Origin of the sequence: Wolbachia endosymbiont of Cardiocondyla obscurior (assembly GCF_902713635.1) — a bacterium.
GTDB lineage: Bacteria > Pseudomonadota > Alphaproteobacteria > Rickettsiales > Anaplasmataceae > Wolbachia > Wolbachia pipientis.
This window is the reverse complement of record NZ_CACTIU010000008.1, coordinates 1-24,697: the sequence shown is the minus strand read 5'-3', so window position 1 is coordinate 24,697 and position 24,697 is coordinate 1. Positions and strand designations below refer to the sequence as shown.

The 24,697-nt window shown below is 34.6% G+C and carries 23 protein-coding genes and 4 pseudogenes; 15 read left to right on the top strand and 12 right to left on the bottom strand.

Annotated elements, in window-relative coordinates; genetic code table 11:
• Nucleotides 1-259: pseudogene (locus WOCAOBSORBRA_RS01245) on the top strand (hypothetical protein); the annotation flags it as partial.
• Between the two features lie 166 nt (nt 260-425).
• Here WOCAOBSORBRA_RS01245 and rho read toward each other — a convergent pair.
• Both rho and WOCAOBSORBRA_RS01235 read right to left on the bottom strand, forming a co-directional pair.
• Complete coding sequence (gene rho / locus WOCAOBSORBRA_RS01240; protein ID WP_007549497.1) at nt 426-1,829, bottom strand: transcription termination factor Rho; 1,404 nt, start codon at nt 1,827-1,829, stop codon at nt 426-428.
• Between the two features lie 199 nt (nt 1,830-2,028).
• Entirely contained in the window at nt 2,029-2,631 is a 603-nt protein-coding gene (locus WOCAOBSORBRA_RS01235) for a cell cycle transcriptional regulator TrcR (RefSeq protein ID WP_174515727.1), read from the bottom strand.
• Nucleotides 2,632-2,935: 304 nt separating this feature from the next.
• On the opposite strand from WOCAOBSORBRA_RS01235, the pseudogene WOCAOBSORBRA_RS01230 reads away from it, so the two are divergent.
• From WOCAOBSORBRA_RS01230 to trpS, 5 genes and pseudogenes are all read left to right on the top strand, one after another.
• A pseudogene (locus WOCAOBSORBRA_RS01230) lies at nt 2,936-4,747 on the top strand (peptidylprolyl isomerase); the annotation flags it as partial.
• Nucleotides 4,748-5,148: 401 nt separating this feature from the next.
• Complete coding sequence (gene rpsP, locus WOCAOBSORBRA_RS01225; protein WP_006279266.1) at nt 5,149-5,469, top strand: 30S ribosomal protein S16; 321 nt, start codon at nt 5,149-5,151, stop codon at nt 5,467-5,469.
• Between the two features lie 10 nt (nt 5,470-5,479).
• On the top strand, nt 5,480-6,466 hold the full coding sequence (locus WOCAOBSORBRA_RS01220; protein WP_010962840.1) for a polyprenyl synthetase family protein: 987 nt from the start codon (nt 5,480-5,482) through the stop codon (nt 6,464-6,466).
• Nucleotides 6,467-6,527: 61 nt separating this feature from the next.
• Nucleotides 6,528-7,097 (top strand): nucleotide exchange factor GrpE, encoded by a 570-nt coding sequence (locus WOCAOBSORBRA_RS01215; RefSeq protein WP_174515725.1) that lies wholly within the window; start codon nt 6,528-6,530, stop codon nt 7,095-7,097.
• A 17-nt stretch (nt 7,098-7,114) separates the two neighbouring features.
• Entirely contained in the window at nt 7,115-8,113 is a 999-nt protein-coding gene (gene trpS, locus WOCAOBSORBRA_RS01210) for a tryptophan--tRNA ligase (protein ID WP_006280207.1), read from the top strand.
• 175 nt (nt 8,114-8,288) lie between these two features.
• On the opposite strand, the gene WOCAOBSORBRA_RS01205 is transcribed toward trpS, so the two are convergent.
• From WOCAOBSORBRA_RS01205 to WOCAOBSORBRA_RS01195, 3 genes and pseudogenes are all read right to left on the bottom strand, one after another.
• Entirely contained in the window at nt 8,289-9,050 is a 762-nt protein-coding gene (locus WOCAOBSORBRA_RS01205; RefSeq protein WP_012673268.1) for an alpha/beta hydrolase, read from the bottom strand.
• A gap of 1 nt (nt 9,051) precedes the next feature.
• Nucleotides 9,052-9,579, bottom strand: coding sequence for a c-type cytochrome (locus WOCAOBSORBRA_RS01200; protein ID WP_010082469.1), 528 nt, complete (start codon nt 9,577-9,579; stop codon nt 9,052-9,054).
• A gap of 440 nt (nt 9,580-10,019) precedes the next feature.
• Nucleotides 10,020-11,275 (bottom strand): annotated as a pseudogene (locus WOCAOBSORBRA_RS01195) (IS4 family transposase).
• A gap of 181 nt (nt 11,276-11,456) precedes the next feature.
• Between WOCAOBSORBRA_RS01195 and WOCAOBSORBRA_RS01190 the strand changes: the two are divergent.
• From WOCAOBSORBRA_RS01190 to WOCAOBSORBRA_RS01165, 6 genes are all read left to right on the top strand, one after another.
• Nucleotides 11,457-11,621: a hypothetical protein gene (locus tag WOCAOBSORBRA_RS01190; protein ID WP_162829040.1), complete on the top strand. Its 165-nt coding sequence runs from the start codon at nt 11,457-11,459 to the stop codon at nt 11,619-11,621.
• A gap of 186 nt (nt 11,622-11,807) precedes the next feature.
• Nucleotides 11,808-11,978, top strand: a complete 171-nt coding sequence (locus tag WOCAOBSORBRA_RS01185; RefSeq protein ID WP_156768664.1) for a hypothetical protein — start codon at nt 11,808-11,810, stop codon at nt 11,976-11,978.
• A gap of 55 nt (nt 11,979-12,033) precedes the next feature.
• The gene (locus tag WOCAOBSORBRA_RS01180) at nt 12,034-12,687 is read left to right on the top strand and encodes a hypothetical protein (protein ID WP_174515724.1); all 654 of its coding nucleotides are present in this window, start codon (nt 12,034-12,036) and stop codon (nt 12,685-12,687) included.
• A complete protein-coding gene (locus tag WOCAOBSORBRA_RS01175; RefSeq protein ID WP_155969411.1) occupies nt 12,684-13,229 on the top strand; it encodes a hypothetical protein in 546 nt (181 codons plus the stop codon). Before WOCAOBSORBRA_RS01180 ends, WOCAOBSORBRA_RS01175 begins: the two co-directional genes overlap by 4 nt.
• 102 nt (nt 13,230-13,331) lie before the next feature.
• On the top strand, nt 13,332-14,600 hold the full coding sequence (gene proS / locus WOCAOBSORBRA_RS01170; protein ID WP_155969413.1) for a proline--tRNA ligase: 1,269 nt from the start codon (nt 13,332-13,334) through the stop codon (nt 14,598-14,600).
• On the top strand, nt 14,597-14,953 hold the full coding sequence (locus tag WOCAOBSORBRA_RS01165; RefSeq protein ID WP_151807997.1) for a holo-[acyl-carrier-protein] synthase: 357 nt from the start codon (nt 14,597-14,599) through the stop codon (nt 14,951-14,953). Before proS ends, WOCAOBSORBRA_RS01165 begins: the two co-directional genes overlap by 4 nt.
• A gap of 153 nt (nt 14,954-15,106) precedes the next feature.
• On the opposite strand, the pseudogene WOCAOBSORBRA_RS06625 reads toward WOCAOBSORBRA_RS01165, so the two are convergent.
• Nucleotides 15,107-15,205, bottom strand: a pseudogene (locus WOCAOBSORBRA_RS06625) (WPE palindromic element domain-containing protein); the annotation flags it as partial.
• 167 nt (nt 15,206-15,372) lie between these two features.
• Here WOCAOBSORBRA_RS06625 and WOCAOBSORBRA_RS01155 point away from each other — a divergent pair.
• Nucleotides 15,373-16,869: a proton-conducting transporter transmembrane domain-containing protein gene (locus WOCAOBSORBRA_RS01155; RefSeq protein ID WP_010962853.1), complete on the top strand. Its 1,497-nt coding sequence runs from the start codon at nt 15,373-15,375 to the stop codon at nt 16,867-16,869.
• Here the strand turns inward: WOCAOBSORBRA_RS01155 and WOCAOBSORBRA_RS01150 are convergent.
• From WOCAOBSORBRA_RS01150 to WOCAOBSORBRA_RS01130, 5 genes are all read right to left on the bottom strand, one after another.
• Nucleotides 16,866-17,528, bottom strand: coding sequence for a hypothetical protein (locus tag WOCAOBSORBRA_RS01150; protein ID WP_010082435.1), 663 nt, complete (start codon nt 17,526-17,528; stop codon nt 16,866-16,868). The two genes, WOCAOBSORBRA_RS01155 and WOCAOBSORBRA_RS01150, sit on opposite strands and share 4 nt — an antisense overlap.
• Nucleotides 17,529-17,596: 68 nt before the next feature.
• Nucleotides 17,597-18,391 carry a hypothetical protein gene (locus tag WOCAOBSORBRA_RS01145; protein ID WP_022626354.1) on the bottom strand — a complete coding sequence of 265 codons (795 nt, stop codon included), beginning with the start codon at nt 18,389-18,391 and terminating at the stop codon, nt 17,597-17,599.
• Nucleotides 18,392-18,464: 73 nt separating this feature from the next.
• Nucleotides 18,465-19,286, bottom strand: a complete 822-nt coding sequence (locus WOCAOBSORBRA_RS01140; RefSeq protein WP_155969419.1) for a DNA polymerase III subunit delta' — start codon at nt 19,284-19,286, stop codon at nt 18,465-18,467.
• Between the two features lie 17 nt (nt 19,287-19,303).
• The gene (locus WOCAOBSORBRA_RS01135) at nt 19,304-19,891 is read right to left on the bottom strand and encodes an L-threonylcarbamoyladenylate synthase (RefSeq protein ID WP_006280292.1); all 588 of its coding nucleotides are present in this window, start codon (nt 19,889-19,891) and stop codon (nt 19,304-19,306) included.
• 118 nt (nt 19,892-20,009) lie between these two features.
• A complete protein-coding gene (locus tag WOCAOBSORBRA_RS01130) occupies nt 20,010-20,480 on the bottom strand; it encodes a hypothetical protein (protein ID WP_010082479.1) in 471 nt (156 codons plus the stop codon).
• Nucleotides 20,481-20,555: 75 nt separating this feature from the next.
• Between WOCAOBSORBRA_RS01130 and miaA the strand changes: the two genes are divergently transcribed.
• Nucleotides 20,556-21,440 carry a tRNA (adenosine(37)-N6)-dimethylallyltransferase MiaA gene (miaA, locus tag WOCAOBSORBRA_RS01125; RefSeq protein ID WP_155969421.1) on the top strand — a complete coding sequence of 295 codons (885 nt, stop codon included), beginning with the start codon at nt 20,556-20,558 and terminating at the stop codon, nt 21,438-21,440.
• Here the strand turns inward: miaA and WOCAOBSORBRA_RS01120 are convergent.
• Complete coding sequence (locus WOCAOBSORBRA_RS01120) at nt 21,437-22,255, bottom strand: hypothetical protein (RefSeq protein WP_174515729.1); 819 nt, start codon at nt 22,253-22,255, stop codon at nt 21,437-21,439. The two genes, miaA and WOCAOBSORBRA_RS01120, sit on opposite strands and share 4 nt — an antisense overlap.
• A 296-nt stretch (nt 22,256-22,551) precedes the next feature.
• Here WOCAOBSORBRA_RS01120 and recG point away from each other — a divergent pair, with 296 nt between their 5' ends.
• A complete protein-coding gene (gene recG, locus WOCAOBSORBRA_RS01115; protein WP_174515722.1) occupies nt 22,552-24,573 on the top strand; it encodes an ATP-dependent DNA helicase RecG in 2,022 nt (673 codons plus the stop codon).
• Nucleotides 24,574-24,697 lie beyond the last annotated feature (124 nt).

Here is a 24,697-nt window from a genome sequence, read left to right as displayed (position 1 = left end):
CCTTAAATCCACACTATACGCCATTATAACTCAAATAGCTTATTATACCTTTATCATTTACTTTGGGAAGTACTATACAATGCAAGCAATGAAAAGGACTATAGCTCTTTTTATAATTTATTGCATATCACTTTGTAATCCCATTTTATTCTTAGCTATACTAATCTTAGTTTTAGTATGTGCAGTAGGTGATGAACATAAACAAGCTTTTCACGACAAAATTGCAAACACGGTAGTGATAGATTATAAACCTAGTTGATATTTTCCTTTAGCTGTCTGCCACCAAGGGTGTCATTCCAGTGTCACGCGCTAACTTAAGGTAAATTGCCAACTTAACTATAAATATATTTTGGTAAATCCAAATTATTTTAGCTATAAGAGCGTTTTACTTTTTGCTCAGCATATCCATCATAACTGGCTTACTTTTAGTGATTCATGGAGTTAAAAAAGTCAGCATTGCTCTTTGTTAAAAGTAGTTTGTCACGTAAAAATTCCATTGCTTCAACGGGTCCCATAGGATTGAGTATCCTACGCACCACCCATATTTTATTTAGTATAGCCTTATCAACTAATAGCTCTTCCTTCCTTGTTCCGGATTTTGTAATATCAATAGCTGGAAATATACGTTTATCAGAAAGTTTTCTATCAAGTATGATCTCAGCATTTCCTGTACCTTTAAACTCTTCAAAAATAACTTCATCCATTTTTGAACCAGTCTCTATAAGAGCTGTGGCGATTATAGTTAAAGAACCCCCATTCTCAATATTACGAGCTGCTCCAAAAAAGCGTTTTGGTCTCTGCAGTGCGTTTGAATCTACACCACCAGTTAGAACTTTCCCAGACGAAGGAATAACCGCATTATAAGCACGTGCAAGTCTAGTAATATTGTCAAGTAGAATTACCACATCTTTTTTATGCTCAACCATTCTTTTAGCTTTTTCTATTACTATTTCAGCAAGCTGTACGTGACGGTAAGCAGGCTCATCGAATGTAGAACTTACTACCTCACCTTTTACAGAACGTATCATATCTGTTACTTCTTCAGGTCTTTCATCTATAAGTAACACTATTAATTCTACTTCAGGGTGATTTATAGCTATAGAGTTAGCCATTTGCTGAAGCAATACTGTTTTTCCTGTGCGAGGTGGAGCAACTACTAACGCTCTTTGCCCTTTTCCAAGAGGAGCTACTATATCTATAGCACGCATGCTTAAGCCTTTTTTATCATCACCATTATTACACTCAAGTACTATGCTTTCCTCAGGATAAAGAGGAAGCAAATTATCAAAATGGACGTACTTTCTTAATTCACTTACTTCAGTAGAGTTTATACTTTGAACCTTAGTTAAAGTAAAATATCTCTCTTTATCACCAGGTGGCCTTATTTCTCCATATGCCATATCTCCTGTACGTAAATTAAACTTCTTTATTTGCCCGTTAGAAATATAAACATCATCGGTACTTGGGGCATAATTTGCACTTGCTGAACGTAAGAAACCAAAACCATCAGGCAATATTTCCACTATTCCACTCCCTGTGGTTATGCCTCCTTCTTCACTCATTTTTTTCATTAAGCTGAATATTATTTCCTGCTTTAGCATTCTACCATTGCTTTTACCGTTAGTTGAAATTTTTCTTTCTTCAGCTAACTCTAACAATTCTTCTGCTGTTTTCTCTTTTAATTCGCTCAGATCTAATGTTTTTCTGTTTTTCTCAGTACCTTCATTGACCATCTGTTTTACTGTATCGTTATTGTAAATTTGCTCACTTTTTTCAGGTTGAGCTGTAACCTTTCCTTTTGCCAAAACATCTTCATTGATTGTTGTCATAATCCTCCAAAAATTTTAATTGATGCTTACTAACCTAAAATGTGACTATAAGATAATAAATTAGGCTGAGTTAGTTTCAGTGCGTATTAAGCTTAATTATCATTAAACCCCGTACTTTACTTACATTATACTAATAAACACTAGCAAGTCAAGTTAATTTAATGTTAACAAAACACAAAAATTTGAGGATTTTCAATAGCTATTCTTTATATTTTTTTAACCTTTCTTGCTTCTCCTCTTCTACTTTTGCTTTTTCCACTTCTGCTTCTAAATTTTCTTGACTACATAAGCCGAGTAGTACAGGATCTTGGGGTTTTATATTTTGCATGTTATGATGAGATCCATCTCTTACCTGCTCAACTGTGTAATTTGTTGTACTAATTAATTTAGCTATAACGTTATTGTCCAAGATAGGAAATTTTTTTACTAAATAATAAATCGCATCAGGTTTATCTCTACGTCTTGCCGTAGAGGCAAAGCCAAGAATGCTACCAATCGCTTTACTCCTTTTTTTTATATTTTTTATAATCAAATTTGGTACACGATTTGGATTTTTTTTGCAATCATCGATTTCTTTTTCAGTAATTATTCCAGAAATAATAGGGTTATATTTTTCTACTTCTATTTCCTCATCAGCTATGTCTTGTACTTCTTCAAGGGCCAATCTGCAACATTGTGCTATTTGATTAAAAGTTAAACCAGTGTTATCTACTAGCCAAGCAGCTATTTGCATGAGAAACTGTTTATTTCTATCGTTATTGCCCTTAGAAGATTCCATTGACATCAAAAAAGCATCTCCCATTTAAAGTATCCATTACTGTTATACAGAGCTAAAATATAAGCTATTAAAACTAAAAAAGCATTAATTTTGTCATTCAATAACTTTTTGTTTGTCACTTCCCACCTCTTAAGTTAATTAAATGCTCTCACCTTTAAGCATATTTCCCCTTCTTAAGGTATAGTATAACTCAGTTAAACATATGTTTCTATTTAAGAAGAGAGTTAAATTTTAAGTTAATATATTATATATATTATCTAATAAAGCAACAGGTTTACAAGTATTAAATTATCACTATTCTATAATTAACCATTAATTAACTGAGTTTAAAATGAATGTTAAAAATTTTTTCACTAAAGTAACTGTTGTCCTTTTAGCTTGCTTGTTAATCTTTGTGGGAGTTGGCAACCTTTTATCAGGTGATGATGAAAAAGAAGAGGTAGCTAGGGTTGGAAAAGAAGTTATAACGTCAGATGAGTATAAATCACTATATCAAAATTATGGAAAACAAATTTCTGGATCTGATGCGAGTAGAGAACAAGTAAAAAAGCTGAAATATGATTTGCTTAACGCACTTATAGAGCAAAAACTATTGTTTAACCTAACTAGTGAACTGGGGTTGACAGTTGGAGAAGAGTCTATAAAAAACCATATTAAAAATACCAAATACTTTCAAAATGATAAAGGCGAATTTGACAAAAACAAATTCCATGAAACGCTAAATGACCTGCATATGACAGAGAAAGAGTATATAGCAAAGCTAGAGAAAATCCTCCCTGCAATGATGTTTATGACTTCGTTATTTAAAGATAATTATCCGGTAACTTTTGGCGAGAAAATTGATGAGCAGATATACAACAGTCGCTACCAAACTAGAGTAGTTGATATTGTTAAGATAACTGAAGATGCAGTTACAAACATTCCTGAACCAGATGATCAAACCTTACTTGATTTGTACGAAAGAAATAAATCCCATTTTTATTATCCTGAGTATCGAACTGCGCAATATATTTCTCTAGAACAGAAATATTTTGAAGATCAAATCAAGATCTCAGATGAAGAAGTTGATGGCATAATAGAACAACAAGAACTTAGAGATCAAAGAGACATATTTAATGTAATATTTTCTACCAAAGAAGAAGCTGAGACAGCAAGAAGAGCATTTGAGGAGGGTAAAACAAGCTTTGAACAGATAGTAGAAGAGTTTGGCAAAGCAGAACTTGAAGAAACTAGAGTAAATAATATAACTAAGGATTTTCTACCGGAAGACATGAGAGAGAAGGTGTTTGCTCTTAAAGTAGGTGAAGTAAGTGAAGTTTTAGCAAGCAGTTTTGGTTGGCACATAATAAAAGTGGAAAGTGCGCATCAAATCTCTGATGAAGACTTAGTTGATTTAAAAAAAGACATAAAGTCAGTTTTAACTAACCAAAAGTCTTTTGAAAGAGTCAATGATTTCATAAACCAAGTGAACTATAAGATATACAATGGTTCAGAAATTGAAGAAATATTGAGTGAATATAATTTACCTATACAAACTATTGGTCCAGTAGATGCGAGTGGAAAAGATCAAAGCGGTAATAACGTAGGAGATTCTGGTGATTTGATTTCTTTCATTTTTTCGCGAGAAAAGGATCAGAAAGGTTATTTTAAGGGCGTTGGGGACGCTGTTGTTAGTGTAAAAATCATCGATATCGTTCCACCTAAATCACAAAGTTTTGAAGAAGGCAGGGCATTAGCGGTAGAGCTTTGGCGTAGTGAGTTTATAAAAGAAAGAATGTTTAAATTCGGGCAAGAGGTTGCAGTTCAACTAAGAGAAAAAACAGATTTGGAAGAAATTCAAGGTGTGGAATTAGTTAAAGGTCAGCAGATGCACCGCAATAAAGTGGATCAACAAAACTACCCCTTTTCTTTTGTAGAAGAGATTTTCAATATGAAAACAACTGGTTCAGTGACAGATCCTATTCAATACAATAATGAAATTATAATAGGTGTTCTAAAAGAAATGCATTCATCAAATGGCAAATTAAACATGCTTGACACTGGAAAACGTGTGATGATATCGCTAAAAGAGCAATTAATTAGCTATCTGGAATCAAAGTATAAAGTCGAAGTTAATCACGCTATACTTGATGATATATAGTCAAAAATCTTATAAGTTGCTTCAAACGCATCCAGTGCCCAGACACACAACTGTACGAACATTGCGATTTGAGAGCAATCTTCACTAGAAAGGATGTCATCCCAGTGCCCAGACACTGGGATCCAGGAATTTTATTAAGTTGGTAAGCATAAAAGTAGCCGTTTTATGTTAAAATACAACGTTTTAATGATTAAAAAAAGGCTGGATTCCAGTGTCAAGCACTGGAATGACACCATTTGCTGTGCAATTTACCTTCAAAAATGAATGTTCGTATAGCTGTGCGCCCGGCACTGCCCTACATTATTGGTAATTATATTATAAGGTGCAAAAGTTGTATAATTCATTTGACTTAAAACGGCTCATTGTATAAAATTGTGGCTAATATATGAATAAAGGTTAACATGGCAGTTAAAATAAGGTTGGCGAGGTTTGGCGCAAAGAAACGCCCTTTTTATAGGATAGTTGTAGCTGATTCACGAGCACCAAGAGATGGGCGTTTTATTGAGAAAATAGGACAATATGATCCAATGTTACCAAAAGACAATAAAAATCGTGTTGTGGTGAAAGCTGATAGATTAAAACATTGGCTAAGTGTAGGCGCGCAGGCAACTGAAAGAGTACTGTGGTTTATCAAAAAAGGCATAGTAACTTTAGAAACAGAACCAAAGAAAACAGAAAAGAAGAAAGTAGAGAACGAGAAAGCACAAGGGCAAGAGGCATAAGTCTCTTAAAATGCTAAATACTGATTTAACAAACAGCGATAAATTAGACGATATTGTATCTTCTGATTTGTCAGCTATGAATGACTTTGTCTTCAAAAATGTCAATGATGAAGATGCTAAGCTTGCTACTGATATTATATCTCATCTTGTTAGGTCAGGTGGAAAAAAAATAAGGCCTAAACTAGTTTTTATTATATGTAAAATGCTAAACTATTCTGGGGAGAATAGGATCAACGTTGCTGCATCGGTAGAGTTTATACACAATGCTACTTTACTTCATGATGATGTGCTCGATGAAAGTGAGGCACGCCATGGAGTTAAAACAGCGAATAAGATTTGGGGAAATAAATCAAGCATTTTAGTTGGTGATCTATTGTTGACTCTAGCATTTAGATGGCTTATAGAGTGTGGAAATTTAAATATTCTCTCTATTTTATCTAAAGCATCGCATTTACTTGTGAAGGGTGAAATAAAGCAGATGACAGCACGCTTTGACCCCCACACAGTCAGGGAAAATTATTTTGATATCATTGGAGAAAAGACAGCATCTTTATTTTCTGCATGCTGTGAAGCTGCATCAACAGTATCTGGTGCAACAAATGACGAAACAGAGAGGCTAAAGAATTTTGGTTTTAATTTTGGTATGGCATTTCAAATAGTTGATGATATGCTCGATTATACTGCTAATCAAGGCACTTCTGGAAAGCAAGTCGGAAAAGACTTTTTCGAAGGTAAAGTCACCTTACCTGCTATTATAGCATACGAAAAGGGCAGTCCAGCAGAGCAAAAATTCTGGGAAAAATGCTTTTCTTCAGCTAGACACAATTTTGACCAAGCATTACACTATATTAATCACCATAATGCCATTCAGCTTTCTATGGAAAAAGCTAGACACTACATTAATATGGCACAAAATGATATTAGTACTTTTTCTGATTCTTTTTATAAAACTACTTTAATTAACTTTTTAAATGCGAGCATAGAAAGACGAATGTAGCTGGCGCTTGATATTTTCAGATTAATTGTTATATATTTATTAGATTCTTAAGGGTAATGATATGTCAGATAGCAGTAAGGAGAAAAAGAAGAAGTTTGCTGATATGGTAAGTAGGCAGAAAGGTGACGACCAACAAAGTGATAACCATAAGCAAACTGATGATTTAAATGAAGATCTCAATACATTAAGAGAACGTGCAGCTCAGCTTGAAGATCATTTACGCCGTGCTGTTGCAGATAATGAAAACGTCAAACGTATAATGCAAAAGCAAATTAGCGATGCAAGTGACTACGCAGTCACAAAACTTGCACGTGATATGATCGACTCGTGCGACAATTTAAAAAGAGTAATGGAAATTTTGAAAGACGGTGATCCTGTTCATGAGGGGATTAAAGTAGCTTATCAAAAAATTATAAATGATCTAAAAAAACATGGAATAGAGGAAGTAGATCCACTTGGTGAGCTTTTTGATAGTAATTTACACCAAGCTGTTGTGGAAAGAGAAGACAATAAAAAAAAGCCTGGCACCATTGTAGAAGTACTACAAACTGGTTATACTATCAAAAATAGGTTGCTCCGTCCTGCAATGGTTATTCTTTCTAAGAAATCTGCTGATTGTGGAAGCGATTAGCATGAGGTAAATGTATAATGACAAGTATTGTCTTTTCAGGTATCCAGCCAAGTGGCGTACTACATTTAGGTAATTATCTTGGTGCAATCAAACAGTGGATAGACTTACAGGATAAATACAAATCTCTTTTTTGTATTGTCGACCTACACGCAATCACAGCAAATAAGCTTCCCGCAAGTGAATTAAAAAGTAATATTTTCAAAACAGCAGCAGCTTATATTGCATGCGGAATAGATACAGAAAAGTCCATTATTTTTAGTCAGTCCACAGTTAGTGGTCATGCAGAACTGGGCTGGCTGCTTGGATGCTATACACCAATTGGTTGGCTTAATCGCATGACTCAATTTAAAGATAAAGCTGGCAGCGATAAACAAAAAGCCTCTCTTGGATTATATAGTTATCCAGTACTTATGGCTGCAGATATATTGTTGTATCAAACTAAATACGTTCCTGTTGGTGATGATCAAAAACAGCATTTGGAGCTTGCACGTGATATTGCATCAGCTTTTAACAATCATTATAAGCTGGATTATTTCATCGTACCTGAAATCTTAACTTTGGATTGCACATCAAGGATAATGAGCTTAAGGGATGGCACAAGCAAGATGAGTAAATCTGATCCTTCAGAACATTCGTGCATTAACCTTGATGATACGGATGACTTAATTGTCAAAAAAATAGAAAAAGCAAAAACAGATTCAATTCTAGGCTTTGCTACTTTAAAGTGCCGACCAGAAATAAGCAATTTGATAAACATTTATTCAGTGCTTAGTAATGTAAATGCAGAAAAAGTATGTGAAGAAGTGAACAAACATGACATGAAGCACTTCAAAAAAGAGTTAGCTGATTTAATTATCAGTGTTATATCACCCATACGTGAGAAAATGAATGATCTTTTAAAAGACCAATTCCATTTACATGAAATATTAAAAAAAGGCACAAAGAAAGCAGCAGAAATTGCAACCCATAATATAAAAGAAATCAAGGATATTATTGGATTTGCTCAATATCTGTAAGGTTCCAAAGTGTGATGGTGCGAACCGTCATACCGCCGCGGTATCTCAGCCGCTAACACGTAGCGGGATGACGGTTTTTCAAATTGTCGGTAAATCTAAGTCAGTTTAGCTATAGGCAGCAATTTTCTGTATTTATTTTAAGTTGAAGAAAGCTCAAATGAAAAATCGTGTTTTGCTAAAAATCACAGAATGCAGTCTGGTTACAAAATTCTCTAATGGTCTTAAATAAAACTTCCAGTGAATGATTGTCAGACATATTGTGCTCTGCTGATTTTATTAAGTGTACTTCAACATCGGTTGACTTAATTTTTTCAGCTAAATTCAATGAAGTTTGATAAGGAACATCTTTATCATTAATGCTATGCAGCAAGCGCACAGGACAGTTTATATCTATTGTCTTTTTGTTTAAAAGAAGGTTCTTTCTGCCATCTTCGATCAAATTTTTAGTTATTTTGTATGTACAATGCTCTGAAGTAAAATCTATTACACCTTTAGAATCTAGTTCTTCTTTTTGCTTGCCTGACAATTGCTTGAATATCAAATCTTCAGTAAAATCGGGAGCAGACGATATACCAATTAGTGCTGCAATTTTTTCTGGAAATTGAAGGGCAGTGAGCAACATCAGCCATCCTCCCATACTTGAACCTATAATTATTTGTTTATCGCTAGTTAATTCACTCATTACTTTAGCACAATTTTTTTGCCAATCACTTATCGTGTAATCAATAAAATTACCACTTGAATGACCGTGACCAAAATAATCAAATAGCACAAGTGCTACGTCATTTTCTTGGCAAAATTTGTAAATAGCAGTTGCTTTAGTTCCATCCATATTGGATGCAAATCCACCGAAAAAAACTACAGAAGCTTTCTTTCCTTGTAGCTTTCGATATGCTATGTGACCATTATTTCCATCAAACAATTTACAATAATCCATACTACTTTGGCAAAGCAACCGGGCTATCACTCAATTGATGCAAATAACTAACTAGATCTGCAATTTCTTGTGGATTGGAAATACCTGCAAATGCCATACGTGTACCTTTTATATAGGCTTTTGGGTTCTTTAAAAAGGCAAATAGCTCCTCATACCCCCATTTTCCACCTCTTTCAAGCACTGCTTTTGAGTAATTGAATGAGTTACCAAGATGGGCCTTTTTATTTCCAACTATGTTCCATAAGTTTGGTCCTACTTTATTCATTCCACCTTTCTCAAAACTATGGCAGGCTATACATTTTTTTGCTGCTGATTTACCTTTCTCAAAGCTAGCATTCTGCATGAGCGCTCCAATATCAAGCGCCACTTGCTCGATTTTTTGCTGGAACTCATTGCTGCCAGCAGCTACTATCGTTTGGTGTTCAATCTTATATTCTTCTGGACTGTAAAGCATATCAACTACATTACTAACTATCATAATGATTAGCCCAGAAAGTAAAATCGATGCTGCAATCTTATTAAGCTCCATAGTTAATTTTTATTAAGTAATGTTACTTAAATTATGCGAATATTTTCGCAAATAGCAACCAATTACCTTGAAGCTCGCTAAAGATGAGAGTCTCTATAGCTGACCCAAGAAAGGTTTTCCTACGTCCATACCGCCGCGAACCGTCATACCGCGATTCATTCGCGGTATCTCAGCCGCTAACAAGAGATCCCGCTAACAAGTAGCGGGATGACGAGGTTCACTGCCATTAAGTTAAGGAAAGAATGGTTAAAAACTGAACTAAAAAGTCAGAAATAATTAAGGATTTATGACAAATGCTGAAACAGAATAGAGTAAACTTTAAAACAGATAAACTCTGAAGTGTAAATTACTTAAGAAACAGTTTGTTTAGAAGTCATTTTACAGGAGCTATGGCAATAAGCTACCCAGTTATTATCAGAAGATATGAATACTACCTCTAGTCAAAATATGTGTTTTCTAACCCTTTTTTGGTAATTGAACGAACGAAGATAAGGTACCTTATGACGATCAACTTTCCTTCCCTTTCTTACCGCCAAAGTGTTCATCAAAAATAGCTTTGATAATTGATCCATAATGCAGTCAGTATCTGATTCCGTAGCAAAAATGTCGAAAGCCAAGTTTTTGATCGCGTTAAATGAGACAGATTTGTTAATGCTCCTCTTAAGCTTATCATCGGTTAAGTCCATATTCAACGCTTCTTCTACATCTTCTGTCATAACACTTTCTAGGTTGCTAATAATGATAGCTGACCAAAAATCCTGTTTAACAGACTCAACACTTTTTCCTGTAAAATTTTCTAGACTTAGTCTTCCTTTGAGTTTTGCAAAAAATGTCTCAACTCCCCAGCGTAAAAAATATAACTCCTTAAATCCTCCAGTTTGAAACTTTTGTTCATCCATTAATGATGTAGCTAACACTTCAATTTCACCAGATGGCAGTACCACTTTGAAGCGTTATTCCACTATTTTCTTGTTTTATCTTACGCTGAGCACATATGGTAACCTCAACACTAGATGGGCTTTTTTCTTCAAACATAGCATTCACTTCATTAAAAGATGATCTGGGACATCGAATGACATAAGCAATTTTTCTTTTTGTAAGGCTAGAAAGAAATTTATAAGATAAATATACAAATCAGTAAGTCATTAGTATTTACAACTTTAAGCATTTCATCTGCTAAGTTAATTTCATGAGTGTTACCTCTATCTAACACTGACCTTATGGCAACATTATTTAGCACATCTTAACAAACCGCAAAGGTTGCACTTGCATAATCACCTAAATCTTTTGGTTTTTGGTTACGTATTTTTCTTGAGCCAAATTCATTTTTTATTTCAACGCTTGTTGGTAAAATGATTTTGGAGGCATCAAGAGCTAACACTCTAAAGCCAAAACAAGTTTTAAATTTTTGGTCTTGGTAGTACAAGGAAACCACACCTTCGTTAATTTCTGAAAATGCACTGTGTTTCATTTTTTTTCTTGCTTGACTAAAAGCACTAGCAGTAACGGTATAGTCTTTTTTCCTATATAAAATAAATTCGTTTAGTATTACTTGCAGCGACTTTACACTTTTTCTTAAAATTAAGATAAATATGTCAATAAAAGATAACTTCCTCTTTCTCATAAAATCTTTTGAAGATGATTTATGGGATTCTATAAATTCTAGACTTGCCAATTCATTTTGAATAAATTTTATTACTGCCTTTTTTACTCATACTACCTTTAAACTTATTGGTATACATCATTATCCCATAAAATCTATCTTTTTTCCTTAACTTAATGGCAGTGAGACGAGGTTATCGTCATGCCGCCACGAACCGTCATACCGCGATTCATTCGCGGTATCTCTTAGCCGCTAACAAGTAGCTGGATGACGATTGTCAGGGTGTAATCCCAGTGTCCCTATGATGTCATCCCAGTGCCCAGACACTGGGATCCAGGAAAGTTTGCTTGTAAGCAAGCAAACTAGCACAGAAAGTGGTTACAACATTTTCGATGAGATTATATGGAAAACTGGATCCCAGTGTCAAGCACTGGGATGACAAAAAAAGGAGCACTGGAATGGCACCATTTGTTATGTTTAACAAAGTTCGTACTTAGCTTCATGTTAGCCATAAATATTTAAGAAATTTACCAAATGGAAAAAAAGGCAAAAGAAGCCCCATGGTTAACTAGTTCTGACACTGGTTTCCATCCAAGACGGCAGTAGCCCCTTCGGTGTCATTCCAGTGTCAAGCACTGGAATGACAAAGGAGAGCAGTGTCAGCTACTTGGATGACACCTTTTTTCTACTTAGTGTGGGTTATACAAGAAGTCTATTGTATGGCTATTGCTGGTCGTATATTACTTATAGCTTATCTATTCAAATTGCAACTTTGTTTTTCATAATTAATTATTGACAGAAATTATTAATTGGGTTATTATTAAATTATCGTTAACAAGTGAGGCAAAGAAATGATGATATCCAATAATTCTTCATTGCTAAAAGATAGTCAGGAGCTTACTAAAACTAAGCAGACTATATGGAAACCTTTAATTGCTGTTTCATTATTATCTATATTTAGTTTCATATCTGGTCAATATCTTCCTTATGTTATTATAGCAGTTTCTGGTTCTGGTCCTATTGCAGCAGTTCCTTTAGCAATTTTTGCTGTTTCTACGGTTGTTGCACTTATTTCAGTGACATATCTTGTTAAACTGGCTATTTCTAGAGATGATAATAAGAAAGAAGTAGGTCTTAATGGACAGAAATTCGGCCATACTCCATCTCAAGAACCACAAAAATTTGTGTGTAAAAATTGTACTAATCTGGAGAATAAATCAAATGTACCTACTCCTCAATCACCTCCAGTAACATTGGGTACACAACCAAATCCAAGTGTCAGTGTACCACCGCCACCACCTCCTCCATTGCCACAAGATGCTGCACTACCACCTCCGCCTCCGCATTTTTTTACAGCTTCCAAGCGTACGGAGCAACCTAAGAATGATGCACCGAAGAAGGCTGGTGAACCTGAGAATAATAATCATTCTACTCTGTTTGAACAGATAAGAGGAGGTACTACGTTAAAAAGAGTGGGCAGCAACAAAATTTTACAAATGAATTGAAAGCAAAATTAGAAAGTAGTGGGGGCACTGACAAAAAAGAAACACCAGAAGAGTTTGCTGCAAGAATAGATAGGGAGCAAGCAGAGAGAAAGAAGTCGGATGATAATGATTCAGATTGGACAAAGAGACTTAAGGAGAGAGCAGCAGTCATGCAACTCTCAGATAGTGAAAGTGAGCATTCTGATTCTATTAGCGATTCAGATTGGACTACAGATGAAAGCAAAGACACACAGAAAGAGATAGAGCAGGAAAAAGAGGAGCAGACAAAACACACAAATTCCCCATCAAGCAAGGAAGAAGGAAGCGGGGGTCTTGACAGTGGTATAGGATCTAGAGCCACATCTCCGATACATCCTGAACAAGAAACAGAGGAGTCACCGGTACCGCCAAGTTCGTGTGTTGATTCACCACAAGTAAATAATGTTGACTCAGTGGATAATGAGGTGCAAGATTCACCTCCTCTTTCTGTTGAGGATCGCATAGCACAGTTTGGTGGAAAAGCGTTGCGATGCCAAAAGGAAAATGTTGTACAAGGACTATGATAACTATGAAATGGTCAGCCATGCACTTCCCTTCCTTTTCAAAATAAGTTTACCTACAGGTCTGATTGTATTAAGATTACTTAATACAATCAGATCTATTATATGCGCTTATCCAAATATTACCTGCCAACTCTAAAGGAAAAGCCTGCCCATGCTAAAATTATCTCCCATCAATATTCTTTGCGTGCAGGTTTAATAAAGCAGATAGCATCTGGCATCTATACGTGGTTACCACTTGGTCTCTTAGTGCTTAAGAATATTGAAGATATTATCAGAGATGAAATGAACAAATCCGGTGCTATTGAAGCATTAATGCCTTGTGTGCAACCAGCAAGTCTTTGGCGAGAATCAGGGCGTTACGATGATTACGGTAAGGAAATGCTACGCATAAAGGATAGGCATGAGGAAGATATGCTTTTTGGTCCAACGCATGAGGAGATAGCAACTGATTTAATTAGAGATGTGGTAAAAAGTTACAAAGATTTGCCACTTTGTTTATACCAAATTCAATGGAAATTCCGTGATGAGGTAAGACCACGTTATGGTGTTATGAGGGGCAGGGAATTTTTGATGAAGGATGCATACAGTTTTGATGTAGATTACGAAGGTGCACTGAATTCATATAATTTGATGTACAAAACTTACATAAAAATCTTCAAACGCATGGGATTTACTCCAATTGGAGTTCGAGCTGATACGGGGCCAATTGGAGGAAATTTGAGCCACGAGTTTCATATATTGGCAAACACTGGTGAGAGCACTTTATATTATGACAATAAATTTTCTGAACTACTAGAGAGTGAAGATATTGAAAGTTTAAAGAGTATATACGCAGTTGCAGATGATATGCATGATCCTGAGACTTGCCCTATATCACAAGAGCAGTTAAATGTTAGTAAAGGTATTGAAATAGGGCATATTTTTTATTTTGGCGACAAATATTCAAAGCCTATGAAGGCAAGTGTTACTTCTCAAGATGGAAAAAATGTCAATATACATATGGGTTCGTATGGCATTGGGGTTTCAAGGCTTGTTGGTGCAATAATAGAAGCTTTTCATGATGATAAAGGAATTATCTGGCCAGAATCGGTGGCTCCTTTCAGAATTGGTTTAATCAATTTACAAACGAAAGTAACGGAGGCTGCAGATAAAATATACAAAGCTTTGAAAAGCGATGAAGTGCTTTACGATGATACGGAAGGGAGTGTAGGAGTAAAATTTTCTAGAATGGATCTGATAGGCTTGCCGTGGCAAATAATTGTCGGAAAGAAAGCAGTAAGTGAAAATATAGTTGAAGTAAAAAATAGAGCAACCGGAGAGGTAAAGGAAATGCAGATTGAGGAAGCAATAAATCACTTTAGCGCAAAATGATACACGGTATCGGCACTGACATAGTATATATACCAAGAATATTGAGAATATTACAAAAATACGGGGAAAAATTTCTCAATAGAATCTACACTGAAAAGGAAATAGAGCTAAGTAGAAAGTATAATAGTCAAGAAATGCGAGCAAGGTATTTTGCTAAACGCTTTGCAGCAAAAGAAGCTTTTGTTAAAGCACGAGGTAGTGGTCAGGGTATTACAATGAAAGATATAGAAATATACAATGATGTAAGAGGCAAGCCATATCTTACCGTTAGCAAGGATTTTATCTCCAAAATTCATCTTTCTTTAAGTGACGATGGAGATTACGCTACTGCATTTGTTGTAATTTGCGTCTAGCAGATATTTTCAATTTATGCAGTTGACTTTGTGCTATCTATATAGCTAAACTGACTTACGACAATTTGAAAAACCGTCATCCCGCTACTAGTTAGCGGATGAGATACCGCGAATGAATCGCGGTATGACGGTTCGTGGTGGTATGACGTAGATTGCTGTCATTCCAGTGCTTGGCACTGGAATCCAGCCTTTATTATGCAGCCACTTAGTTGAAATTAAGTTTTCTGGATCCAAGTAGTCAGGGCACTGGGATGACATCTTTGTTGTGTTTAACAAAAACAAATGTTCGTACAGTTGTGGAATGAATCGCAGTATAGCTATAGCATACACAAACGACTAGTTTGCCAAAAAAACATAGCGGTTTTTCTATGATTTTAGTATAATTCTAGCTTTACCTAAACAAAAAGATGAATTATTTAATGGACTGTGTTTTAACGTCTCTTTCCTTACCATTTTCAATTACTGAGAATTATTTATTAATTACTGCGTTGATTCCACTTTTAAGTGCGTTAGTTATTTTTTTTACTGGTAAATGGCCCGGAGTGAACAATAGTATTACTGTCACTTCTTCTGTACTTCTGTTTACGTATACGTGTCTGTGCACTTTATATTGGGTATATGGTGATCATTCTCAATTTATTCTCATGGATTTTGGTAATAATTTGCACATTAGTTTAAAGCTAGAGTCTACCGGAGTAATATTCAGTTTATTAATATCGTTTTTATGGGTGCTGACCAGTATATATGCAATATGTTATATGCAGAATAACTATGCTGATAGCAATCACTCAAGTTTTCTATGCTTTTTTTCAATATCGATTGGCTGTGCAATGTTTATTGCTTTTTCTGGAGACTTGCTCACTACATTTGTCTTTTATGAGCTTCTAACTATTAGTACATACCCTCTGGTTACTTACAACTCAACAAATGAATCAATGATTGCAGGACGCTATTACTTTGGCGTGCTATTTTTCTCTTCTTTGGTATTATTTTTTCCTGCAATAGGCCTTTTATATCATGAATTTCATACTTTAGACTTTGTAAGCGGTGGAATATTCAAATTTGATACTTCACTCATCACTTTCATTGCAGTGTGTTTTGCTATGCTGATTTACGGAATAGGAAAAGCTGCATTAATGCCAATGCATTTTTGGTTACCAAAAGCAATGGTTGCACCAACTCCTGTGAGTGCACTACTGCACGCTGTTGCTGTTGTGAAATCCGGAGTTTTCATCATCATAAAAGTTATATTATACACTTTCGGCGTCGATAACATGCAACGTTTTGTGCAGCAAAATTGGTTTGCTGGAGGGTGGCTTCCGTACGCTGCTGGATTTACTATTATTACTGCATCATTGATTGCACTAAAGCAAAAAGAATTAAAGAAGTTGCTTGCTTACTCTACCATCTCTCAATTGTCGTATATTATATTATTCGCTTCAATTTTTAGTGATCTCAGCATGAGGGTTGCAATTTTTCAATTAGTTTGCCACGCATTTGCAAAAATCACTTTGTTTTTCGTTGCCGGAGCAATAATAACGAGAGCAGGTGAGAAATATATAGATAAGATTTACGGTATAGGACGCAGTATGCCAATTAGCATGACAGCATTTGCTATAGGTGCATTGTCTATGATAGGGGTGCCGCCTGCTCCGACTTTTTGGGGTAAATTTCTCATTTTTCAAGCTGTTTTCAACTCTGGCAATGTAATACTTTCTGTGTTTGTAACTCTAGTGTTAATTGTTAGTACTATACTCAACGCTCTGTACTTTTTACCGATAATTTACAATGCCTTTTTCTTAAAACCTTCTCAGAATTACTTTATTAAAAAAACACCAATTCTTCTAGTTTTACCTCCAGTTATTACTGCTATGTGCACTTTGGTTATTTTTTTTAGCTACCAAGTAATATTTTAAAATCTGTATTTATAACCATTAACAATAAATTTAAATGGTATTATACCAGCCAGAGTTGCTTTTATATTCGACAAAGTGAAGCTAATCTCCACAGTATCCTCCTTATTTTGCTCGGTTGTAAAAACTACAGTAGCATTTCCAGCAAATGTAACTAAGTCCTTGGTCGATCGATCAATAGATAATGTTATTACATTTATGTTGGCGATTTTTCTTTTAGATAAAGACAAATTACCAGCTTCATTATTCGTTTTTTCCTGAAAGCCTTGATAGATTTTATGTATAGAATTGTTTCTTATAAAATTTTCTTGGTACTTCGGTTCAACGATCTTAATGGACTCGTATATTTCAATGTATTTACTTATTAAGTACCTCGCTGTGGAAGTGTATTCATCTTCCTTTTTACTGAAACTAAGCTTATGCATTGCAGAGAACTCATCTTCTGTGTGGTTCATATACTTCACAAAATTTAAATCTTTTTTAATAGGAAATAACAGGTATATGTTTAATGTTAATAAACATAAGCATACTAGGAGAAGCGATACTATTAATGCCATCCAAGATCTTTCTGCTACACAAAACAGATACCTATGGCAGTACCATTCGACTGCTTTACTGAAATAACTTTTGTTTTTTACTGATTCAAGCAATTTATCTTCCATAACACAATACTACCAGACCTAATCGGATCATTATAATAACAATAAGCTTAGATACTCTAAAAAAAACTTTAAAATATGTCTAAATTTTCCCAAATAGGATGAATGATTATATCACCTTGTTCTGCAATGAGGTAGAATTTATCGATTTTGCTCACATCTATATTTATCATTTTTACACTGAAATTTTCAGGATCATAAGTATTACTTTCTACACTTTTGTGATAATTATAATAATGTAATTTATTTTGATCATCAAAATAACCAAATTCATCAGCAAAGGTTCCCACTTTTCTACCTTTACCACTTTTGACTAGCTCAAATAGATCAATTACATGGTTTTGGGATCCAGGCTCAATAGGCCCTTCTGCAGCAAAAAATTTAGGTGCATGACCAATGTATTCCTTAAATTTTAGATTATGAGTCTTTTTTACACTACCAAAATCCACAAATTTATATTCATCTGAAATACCAGAATATTGTGGATCATACTTTTTATATTCAAAAAACTCATTACCTAAAAAATTACAAAACGTTAATTTATAATTATCATGATCGGATTTTACGACTTTAAGGTAATGAAAATCTCCAGGAATCTTTACTTCCTCTTCCGTAATATGATTACGTACAACAAGCTCACCATTTAGCATATGATAGCCAATTTTTGGCAAAGTAGCTATATTGATTGTCTTGTTTAGCTTAAAATTTGCTTCATAAATGCCACTTAACAACTCCTTTCCTTTTTCTAGGGTTATGTCTTGATCTGAAGCTATATTCTTAATTAAGCTTAATTTTTTCTGCATGTTCAATATGGCTTTCGTCAAAACTTCTATTGATTGCCATACAGTTAATTTATTATCAGTCAAATTATATACTTCGAGTATTAAATTAACAGAATTTTATCATGAATTTATGTTAAAAGTATTATACTTTGTAAACTTATGTCATGATATTAACTACATTAGCTAAAACATGCTTTTTATCTAAGTGGAGTTGCTTTGCGGCAACGAAAAGTTCATCTATTTTTTTCCACTGACTTAGCAGAATTTCAACACCATTTACCTCTCTCTTTATGCTTTCTAAAATGAAGGCCTGAATTATATATGATGCTAGTTCTAGTTCGATTTCGCTATTAATTACTTTATTAATCATATTGGGATTCTTTAAATCATGAAGAAATTTATAAAAGCATTTGTATGCTTCATAAGCATCACTACTTATTGTATTTATTATCATTCCTGGCATTCCAGGAAATAAAGTAATCATTTCGTCAAACGTTTGATTATCAAATTTACATTGAGATGAAGCAACTTGCTTTGTTTCATCATAAGTTAATGGGAGTAAATTTAGCTGAAAGCACCTACACAAGATAGTGGTTTGTATATCATATGGCTTATGGCTAATTATAAATATCTTAGAATTTTTTGGCGGCTCTTCTAATATTTTCAATATTGCGTTTTTAGCGTGATTAGTCATTGCCTCTAAGCTATCTATTATAGCTATTTTGTGTTCTGATTGAATGGGACTTAAGTGTAGAAAGTTTTTCATTTCTCTGACTTTTTCTATTCCGATAGTATCACCTTCAACAATGTGTAAGTCCAATGCTACTTCATTATAGTTTTTTATGAGTAACCAATTGGAGAAGGATTTTGCAAGTGTTGCTTTTCCTATACCTCTTTTACCACAGATCAGCCAAGACTGAACAGATAAGTTGTTCATTATTTTTTTTTTGGCTTGGTTGTGGCCTATTACTTTTTTCATTCTTTCTCCTATAGATTTTAGTTTGAAAATGCGTTGTTTACTGTTTGTAATGAAATTGCACCTTCCCTTAAAACCTTAATCTTATCTTCGGTTAAGTCAATAATAGTAGATTCTATACCAGAAACTAGTTCGTCATCTTCAATCACTACAGATAAATGTTGCTTAATGGATTGTGGTATATCGTTTGCCTTACATACACTTTCTTTTCCTGAAATATTTGTACTAGTTGCAACTATTGGAACTTTCAGTTTGTTTAGTATTGAAATTGCAATAGGATGCTCAGGAATTCTGATACCTATACTATCTTTAAAGAATTCGTTTGGCAATATGTTGTTGTTTTTAAGTGGTAAAATATAGGTAATTGGTCCAGGAGAAAAGTGGTTTATTAAATCAATATATCTTTCCTTTACCTTTGCTATTTTTGTCAAATTGTAAATATCACTAACAAATATAGACAGTGGTTTATTTTGAGAGCGTTTCTTTATCTGATATATTTTTCCTATAGATTCATTATCTAGTGCATTACAAGCAAGAGCATACACTGTTTCTGTTGGAAAACACACTAATAAATTGTTCTGTATTGCATTTATTATTTTAGATACCATATAGCTAAAAACTTATTCATAACAACTAGATCAGTTTTGTTGCACTGTATCTTATATAGTAACTGCTAGTTTTTGTAAACGTAATGCAACGCAGCTTACCATTTGTTATGCAGATTTGCTACAACCCAAACTCTTCATTGACTTTATCAATTATTGCCTGTGGTGGATCCTCTCCCCATCCTGAATACAAAATCTCTCCATAGTCTGCAACATCTATAGAGCCAGTTCTGCTTTTTGCTAGAAACATTTCTCTTTTCTCTTTATCAACTAATACATAATGCCACGCTGATTTTCCACGATCTTTACCACGGACTAAGTATATAAGATCTGACCTACTTCTTTTTGTTGCATCAGCAAAAGATCTTTCATTGACAGTTCTGCTTTTACTTTTTATGCCGCCACTTTCAGAAAAAGCTTCCTTGGATTCGGTTTTTTTGCCTGCTAATTCAGAAATTTTTCCTTTTTCCCCTAATGCCCGTTCTTTGGTGTTTTGAGACGAATACTTACTGGAAAAACCTTCCCCTGTACCGCCAGGAGTCCTGTTTGTGAAACGCTTAGTAAATGAATTATTGTCGTTGTTTTCTGCCATAAAAATCTCCAAACTTTAGATTGTAGAATCCAAACTTTTACTACACTTTATCATATGTTAATTAAATTAATATAAATGAAAAATAATATAGTAATTATTACAGGAATTACGGCCTCAGGTAAATCAGAATTATGCGATAACCTGATAGAAAAATATGGAAATATTAGTATAATAAATTGTGATTCAAAGCAGGTATATGAAGAAATTCCCATAATTACTGCTCAACCGCCAAAGCAAGAAGAATTTTATAAACTATATGGTTATGTTTCAGCAAAAGAAAATTATTCCGTGGGTCTATGGTTAGAAGATTTAGAAAAAGAAGTTAATCACGCATTAGAAAATGCTCAAATACCTATCATCACTGGAGGAAGCGGGCTTTACATCAGCAGTTTAATCAAAGGCTTATCATCAATGCCACAAATAAGTCAGGAAGTGAGGAAAAATGTAAGCGAATTAAGGAAAAATTTAAGTAAAGAGGAGTTTTACAAATTAGCGCTAAGCAAAGATCCAAGGATTCAAGGTAAAGTGTTCATGAATGACTCGCACCGCCTTTCAAGGGCACTTGAAGTTATCACTGAAACTGGCAAGTCAATTTTTGTATGGCAAGAGAATAGACAGCCTCCTTTATTCAATAATTTTAAGATATATACAATTCTGCCTAAACGTGAAGATGTATACCGAAAAATAAATTCTCGTTTCATTACAATGATTGAAAATGGAGCAATTGATGAAGTAAAAAAGCTACTTAGCATGAACCTAGCCCCACATTTGCCAGCTATGAAAGCACACGGAGTGCCAGAAATTATAAAGTACTTGAAAGGTGAGATTACTTTAGACGAAGCGATACAAATTGCTCAAACAAACACAAGACACTACGCGAAACGTCAGTATACCTGGTTTAAAAAACAATTTCTAAATGCTGAAGTGATTGATTGTGCAAACAAGCTCAAGATATTTTAATTCAGGCCGTGCTCATTACTACGAATAGGGGGTTCCATATTTTCCAGATGGTCGCTTACTTCTAGTGGATCGCCTAAACCATGCTCTATTTTTATTTTAAAAAATCCAAGCCTCTCGCAAAATTTCTGAAAACACTCTTTTATAACGTCAAACAAGTTTTTATCACCTATATTATAGTCCTTCAGTCTCTTAGGAACAGTAAGTGACAATTTACCATCTTCATATGTTACATTTTTATCACCTTGAGACTTAAGTGTGAATTCTAGCGAGCTATCCAATTTACATAATTCTTCTTCCAGTTCTGCAAAAGTGCGAACTGCAATTTTTTCTTCAATTCTGATTGCCGCATGACTTGGATCACTACAATTAATATGTGTTACATGATTAGACTGAAACAATAACCCATATGTTTCAGCTAAATGAAGGATAGGTCCTCCTTTACCATACAATGCACCCACATAAGCAGCCTGGTTACAATTAGTGATTAGTTCTTCTAGAATAGAATCATTTGGAACTTCTGCTTCAGCATATTCAAATAGCTCTGTAAAAACTTGTTTTACAAATTGGCGGTACTTATTTTTGTCATTTGAAATGAGGTTGGTATGTTTATTATATAATTCATCAACAAGCTCTTTTGTTATAACTTTGTTCTGAATAATAAGTTTCATTCTTGGAAGATCTACGTACATAGTTGCACCAGAATTCGCTTCAGCATTATCTTTACCAGCCCTCAACCTGCTAAAACCAAACTTTTCTGCTTGAGCTCTTAGTGTAACTATTGGATTTTCCTTTTCTTTTGGTGTAGAGCTGTTCATCATTAATACCTTGATATAGACTGCTAATGGTATAATAATACATAAAAATGATTAATAAGTTAATAAAATACCTACTATAAGCCCTATGATAGCAAATATAGTTAGGGGTAACTTAGGCTTACCGACGATTTTAAAAACAACAAATTCGTCATTCCGTTACGTGTTAGCGGCTGAGATACCGCGAATGAATCGCGGTATAACGTTAGAGAGCTGTGCTAGCTATAGTGCATACCTGACCATAAGGTGACAAGATTTTAAAAAGGCTCTATAACAGTTTTACACATGTATGAATCTCAATGAGCAATCAGATTTTTCTAAATAGCAGGCTGGAGAATATACCTAAATTTCATTCCGCAATATTACCTAAACTTTGTGGTGGGGACAAGGTGGTGGATCTGCTGTTTTATAAGCCACTTAGTTATGTGGATAGAAGCAAGTTACTATCTGATGCTCGAGTTGGAGAATTTACAACTTTCATTGCAAAAGTTTATGAACATCAGTCGCCCACTTTTAGAGGTAGACCATATAAAATAGTCGTTGAAAGTGAGAGTCAGTATATATTCATAGTCTTTTTTAATTACTCAGTTAAGTATTTATATAAACTATTTCCAATTGGAGCGAATGTGATCATCAGTGGCAAACTCGAAAAATTTGCTGAACATTGGCAAATTACTCATCCAGATTACGTGTCGCTTGACATCAACCAATTTAAAAAAATAGCTTGCATAGAGCCAGTTTACCAATTATGCCGTGGCATTACCAATAAGCGCATTGGGAACATAATAAGCTCTAATCTAAAGGAATTGCCTGATTTACCAGAGTGGATAGATGATACATTAATCAAGCAAAAAAAATGGTTAAGTTGGAGGGAAAGCATCATAAAGTTGCACAGACCAAGCTCATTGGTGGAAGCTGAGGTTTGTAGAAAAAGGCTTGCTTATGATGAATTGTTTGCGTATCAGCTAGCGCTGAAACTTGCAAGAAAAAATCATGTGAAAGAAAGGGGAAGAGAATTTATAATATTGAGTAAATATAAAGAGCAAGTTTTAAATGAATTGTCGTTTCAATTAACAAATGATCAAACTCGTGCAATAGATGAGATCTCAGAGAGACAAAAATCCAAGTATCGCATGATAAGCTTGCTGCAAGGTGATGTTGGTAGTGGCAAAACCGTAGTTGCACTTTTTGCGATGATAAATGTGGTAGAAAACAACATGCAGGCAGCTCTAATGGCACCGACTACTATCTTGGCGGAGCAACATTATAATTGGATTGAGGAAGTTTTATCCTGTACCGATATAAAAGTTGCGCTGCTTACTGGTAAAACTTCGCGCAAGGAAAGAAAGATTATCATGAACGAACTTGTAAGTGGTGTTTTAAATATAGTGATTGGCACTCATGCACTATTTCAAGCTAACGTTACATTTAAAAATTTAGGGCTTGCAGTCATAGACGAGCAACAGCGATTTGGAGTGATGCAGAGAAATCGCTTGGTAGGAAAAGGAGAAAATGCCGATATACTTTTCGTTACTGCAACTCCCATTCCAAGAACCTTGCAGCAAGCTATGTATGGTGACGTTGAATGTTCAATTTTGAAAGAAAAACCAAAATCCAGATTGCCAATAAAAACTGTAACTATGAACATTAGTAGGGTGCCAGATGTTATTGAAAAGCTAAAAGGTGCTATAAACAGGGGCGAAAAAGCATATTGGATTTGTCCATATATAGAAGAAAACGAAGAGACCAATATTGCTGCAGCAGAGATGCGTTTTCAGGAATTACAAAAAACATTTCTTGATAAAGTCGGGATAATACACGGAAAATTGACTCAGGAGCAGAAAGATCAAGTTATGTTTTCCTTCAAAAGGAATGAATTTTCTCTGCTTGTTGCAACCACTGTGATAGAAGTTGGTATAGATGTGCCAGATGCAACCATCATGATTATAGAAAATGCAGAGCAATTTGGGTTATCACAATTGCATCAGTTAAGAGGCAGAGTAGGACGAGGAAACAAGCCATCTTTTTGTGTATTATTATACGATAATTTAAGTAAAAGCTCATCTTCAAAGTTAAAGATCATGTGTGAGTCACAAGATGGATTTTACATTGCTGAAAGGGATATGATGCTAAGAGGCAGTGGAGATATTTTAGGCACAAAACAATCAGGATGTATGGAATTTAAATTTGCTGATTTATATCAGGACAAAGAGCTGCTCAATCTCGCGTATAATAACGCAAAAGGCGCAATGGCTGATTTTGAATTACTGCTTGATATATTTGAATATAGGAGTAGATTACATTTTTCAAAATTTCAGTAGGAAAACCAGGTAGCCCGCAGAAACGAAAAAACTTCCTTGACAAACCTCGCCAGCCCCCTTATCATGAAACTGAAGCTATTGTATTTGCTTTCGCCAATCTGCAGATTAAAAGGTAAGGATTACT

Bases quoted from the DNA above. Each gene is read 5' to 3' on its own strand.
- rho (WP_007549497.1), bottom strand. From the start codon at position 1,829: ATGACAACAATCAATGAAGATGTTTTGGCAAAAGGAAAGGTTACAGCT.
- WOCAOBSORBRA_RS01235 (WP_174515727.1), bottom strand. From the start codon at position 2,631: ATGGGAGATGCTTTTTTGATGTCAATGGAATCTTCTAAGGGCAATAAC.
- rpsP (WP_006279266.1), top strand. From the start codon at position 5,149: ATGGCAGTTAAAATAAGGTTGGCGAGGTTTGGCGCAAAGAAACGCCCT.
- WOCAOBSORBRA_RS01220 (WP_010962840.1), top strand. From the start codon at position 5,480: ATGCTAAATACTGATTTAACAAACAGCGATAAATTAGACGATATTGTA.
- WOCAOBSORBRA_RS01215 (WP_174515725.1), top strand. From the start codon at position 6,528: ATGTCAGATAGCAGTAAGGAGAAAAAGAAGAAGTTTGCTGATATGGTA.
- trpS (WP_006280207.1), top strand. From the start codon at position 7,115: ATGACAAGTATTGTCTTTTCAGGTATCCAGCCAAGTGGCGTACTACAT.
- WOCAOBSORBRA_RS01205 (WP_012673268.1), bottom strand. From the start codon at position 9,050: ATGGATTATTGTAAATTGTTTGATGGAAATAATGGTCACATAGCATAT.
- WOCAOBSORBRA_RS01200 (WP_010082469.1), bottom strand. From the start codon at position 9,579: ATGGAGCTTAATAAGATTGCAGCATCGATTTTACTTTCTGGGCTAATC.
- WOCAOBSORBRA_RS01180 (WP_174515724.1), top strand. From the start codon at position 12,034: ATGATGATATCCAATAATTCTTCATTGCTAAAAGATAGTCAGGAGCTT.
- proS (WP_155969413.1), top strand. From the start codon at position 13,332: ATGCGCTTATCCAAATATTACCTGCCAACTCTAAAGGAAAAGCCTGCC.
- WOCAOBSORBRA_RS01165 (WP_151807997.1), top strand. From the start codon at position 14,597: ATGATACACGGTATCGGCACTGACATAGTATATATACCAAGAATATTG.
- WOCAOBSORBRA_RS01155 (WP_010962853.1), top strand. From the start codon at position 15,373: ATGGACTGTGTTTTAACGTCTCTTTCCTTACCATTTTCAATTACTGAG.
- WOCAOBSORBRA_RS01150 (WP_010082435.1), bottom strand. From the start codon at position 17,528: ATGGAAGATAAATTGCTTGAATCAGTAAAAAACAAAAGTTATTTCAGT.
- WOCAOBSORBRA_RS01140 (WP_155969419.1), bottom strand. From the start codon at position 19,286: ATGAAAAAAGTAATAGGCCACAACCAAGCCAAAAAAAAAATAATGAAC.
- WOCAOBSORBRA_RS01135 (WP_006280292.1), bottom strand. From the start codon at position 19,891: ATGGTATCTAAAATAATAAATGCAATACAGAACAATTTATTAGTGTGT.
- WOCAOBSORBRA_RS01130 (WP_010082479.1), bottom strand. From the start codon at position 20,480: ATGGCAGAAAACAACGACAATAATTCATTTACTAAGCGTTTCACAAAC.
- miaA (WP_155969421.1), top strand. From the start codon at position 20,556: ATGAAAAATAATATAGTAATTATTACAGGAATTACGGCCTCAGGTAAA.
- WOCAOBSORBRA_RS01120 (WP_174515729.1), bottom strand. From the start codon at position 22,255: ATGAACAGCTCTACACCAAAAGAAAAGGAAAATCCAATAGTTACACTA.
- recG (WP_174515722.1), top strand. From the start codon at position 22,552: ATGAGCAATCAGATTTTTCTAAATAGCAGGCTGGAGAATATACCTAAA.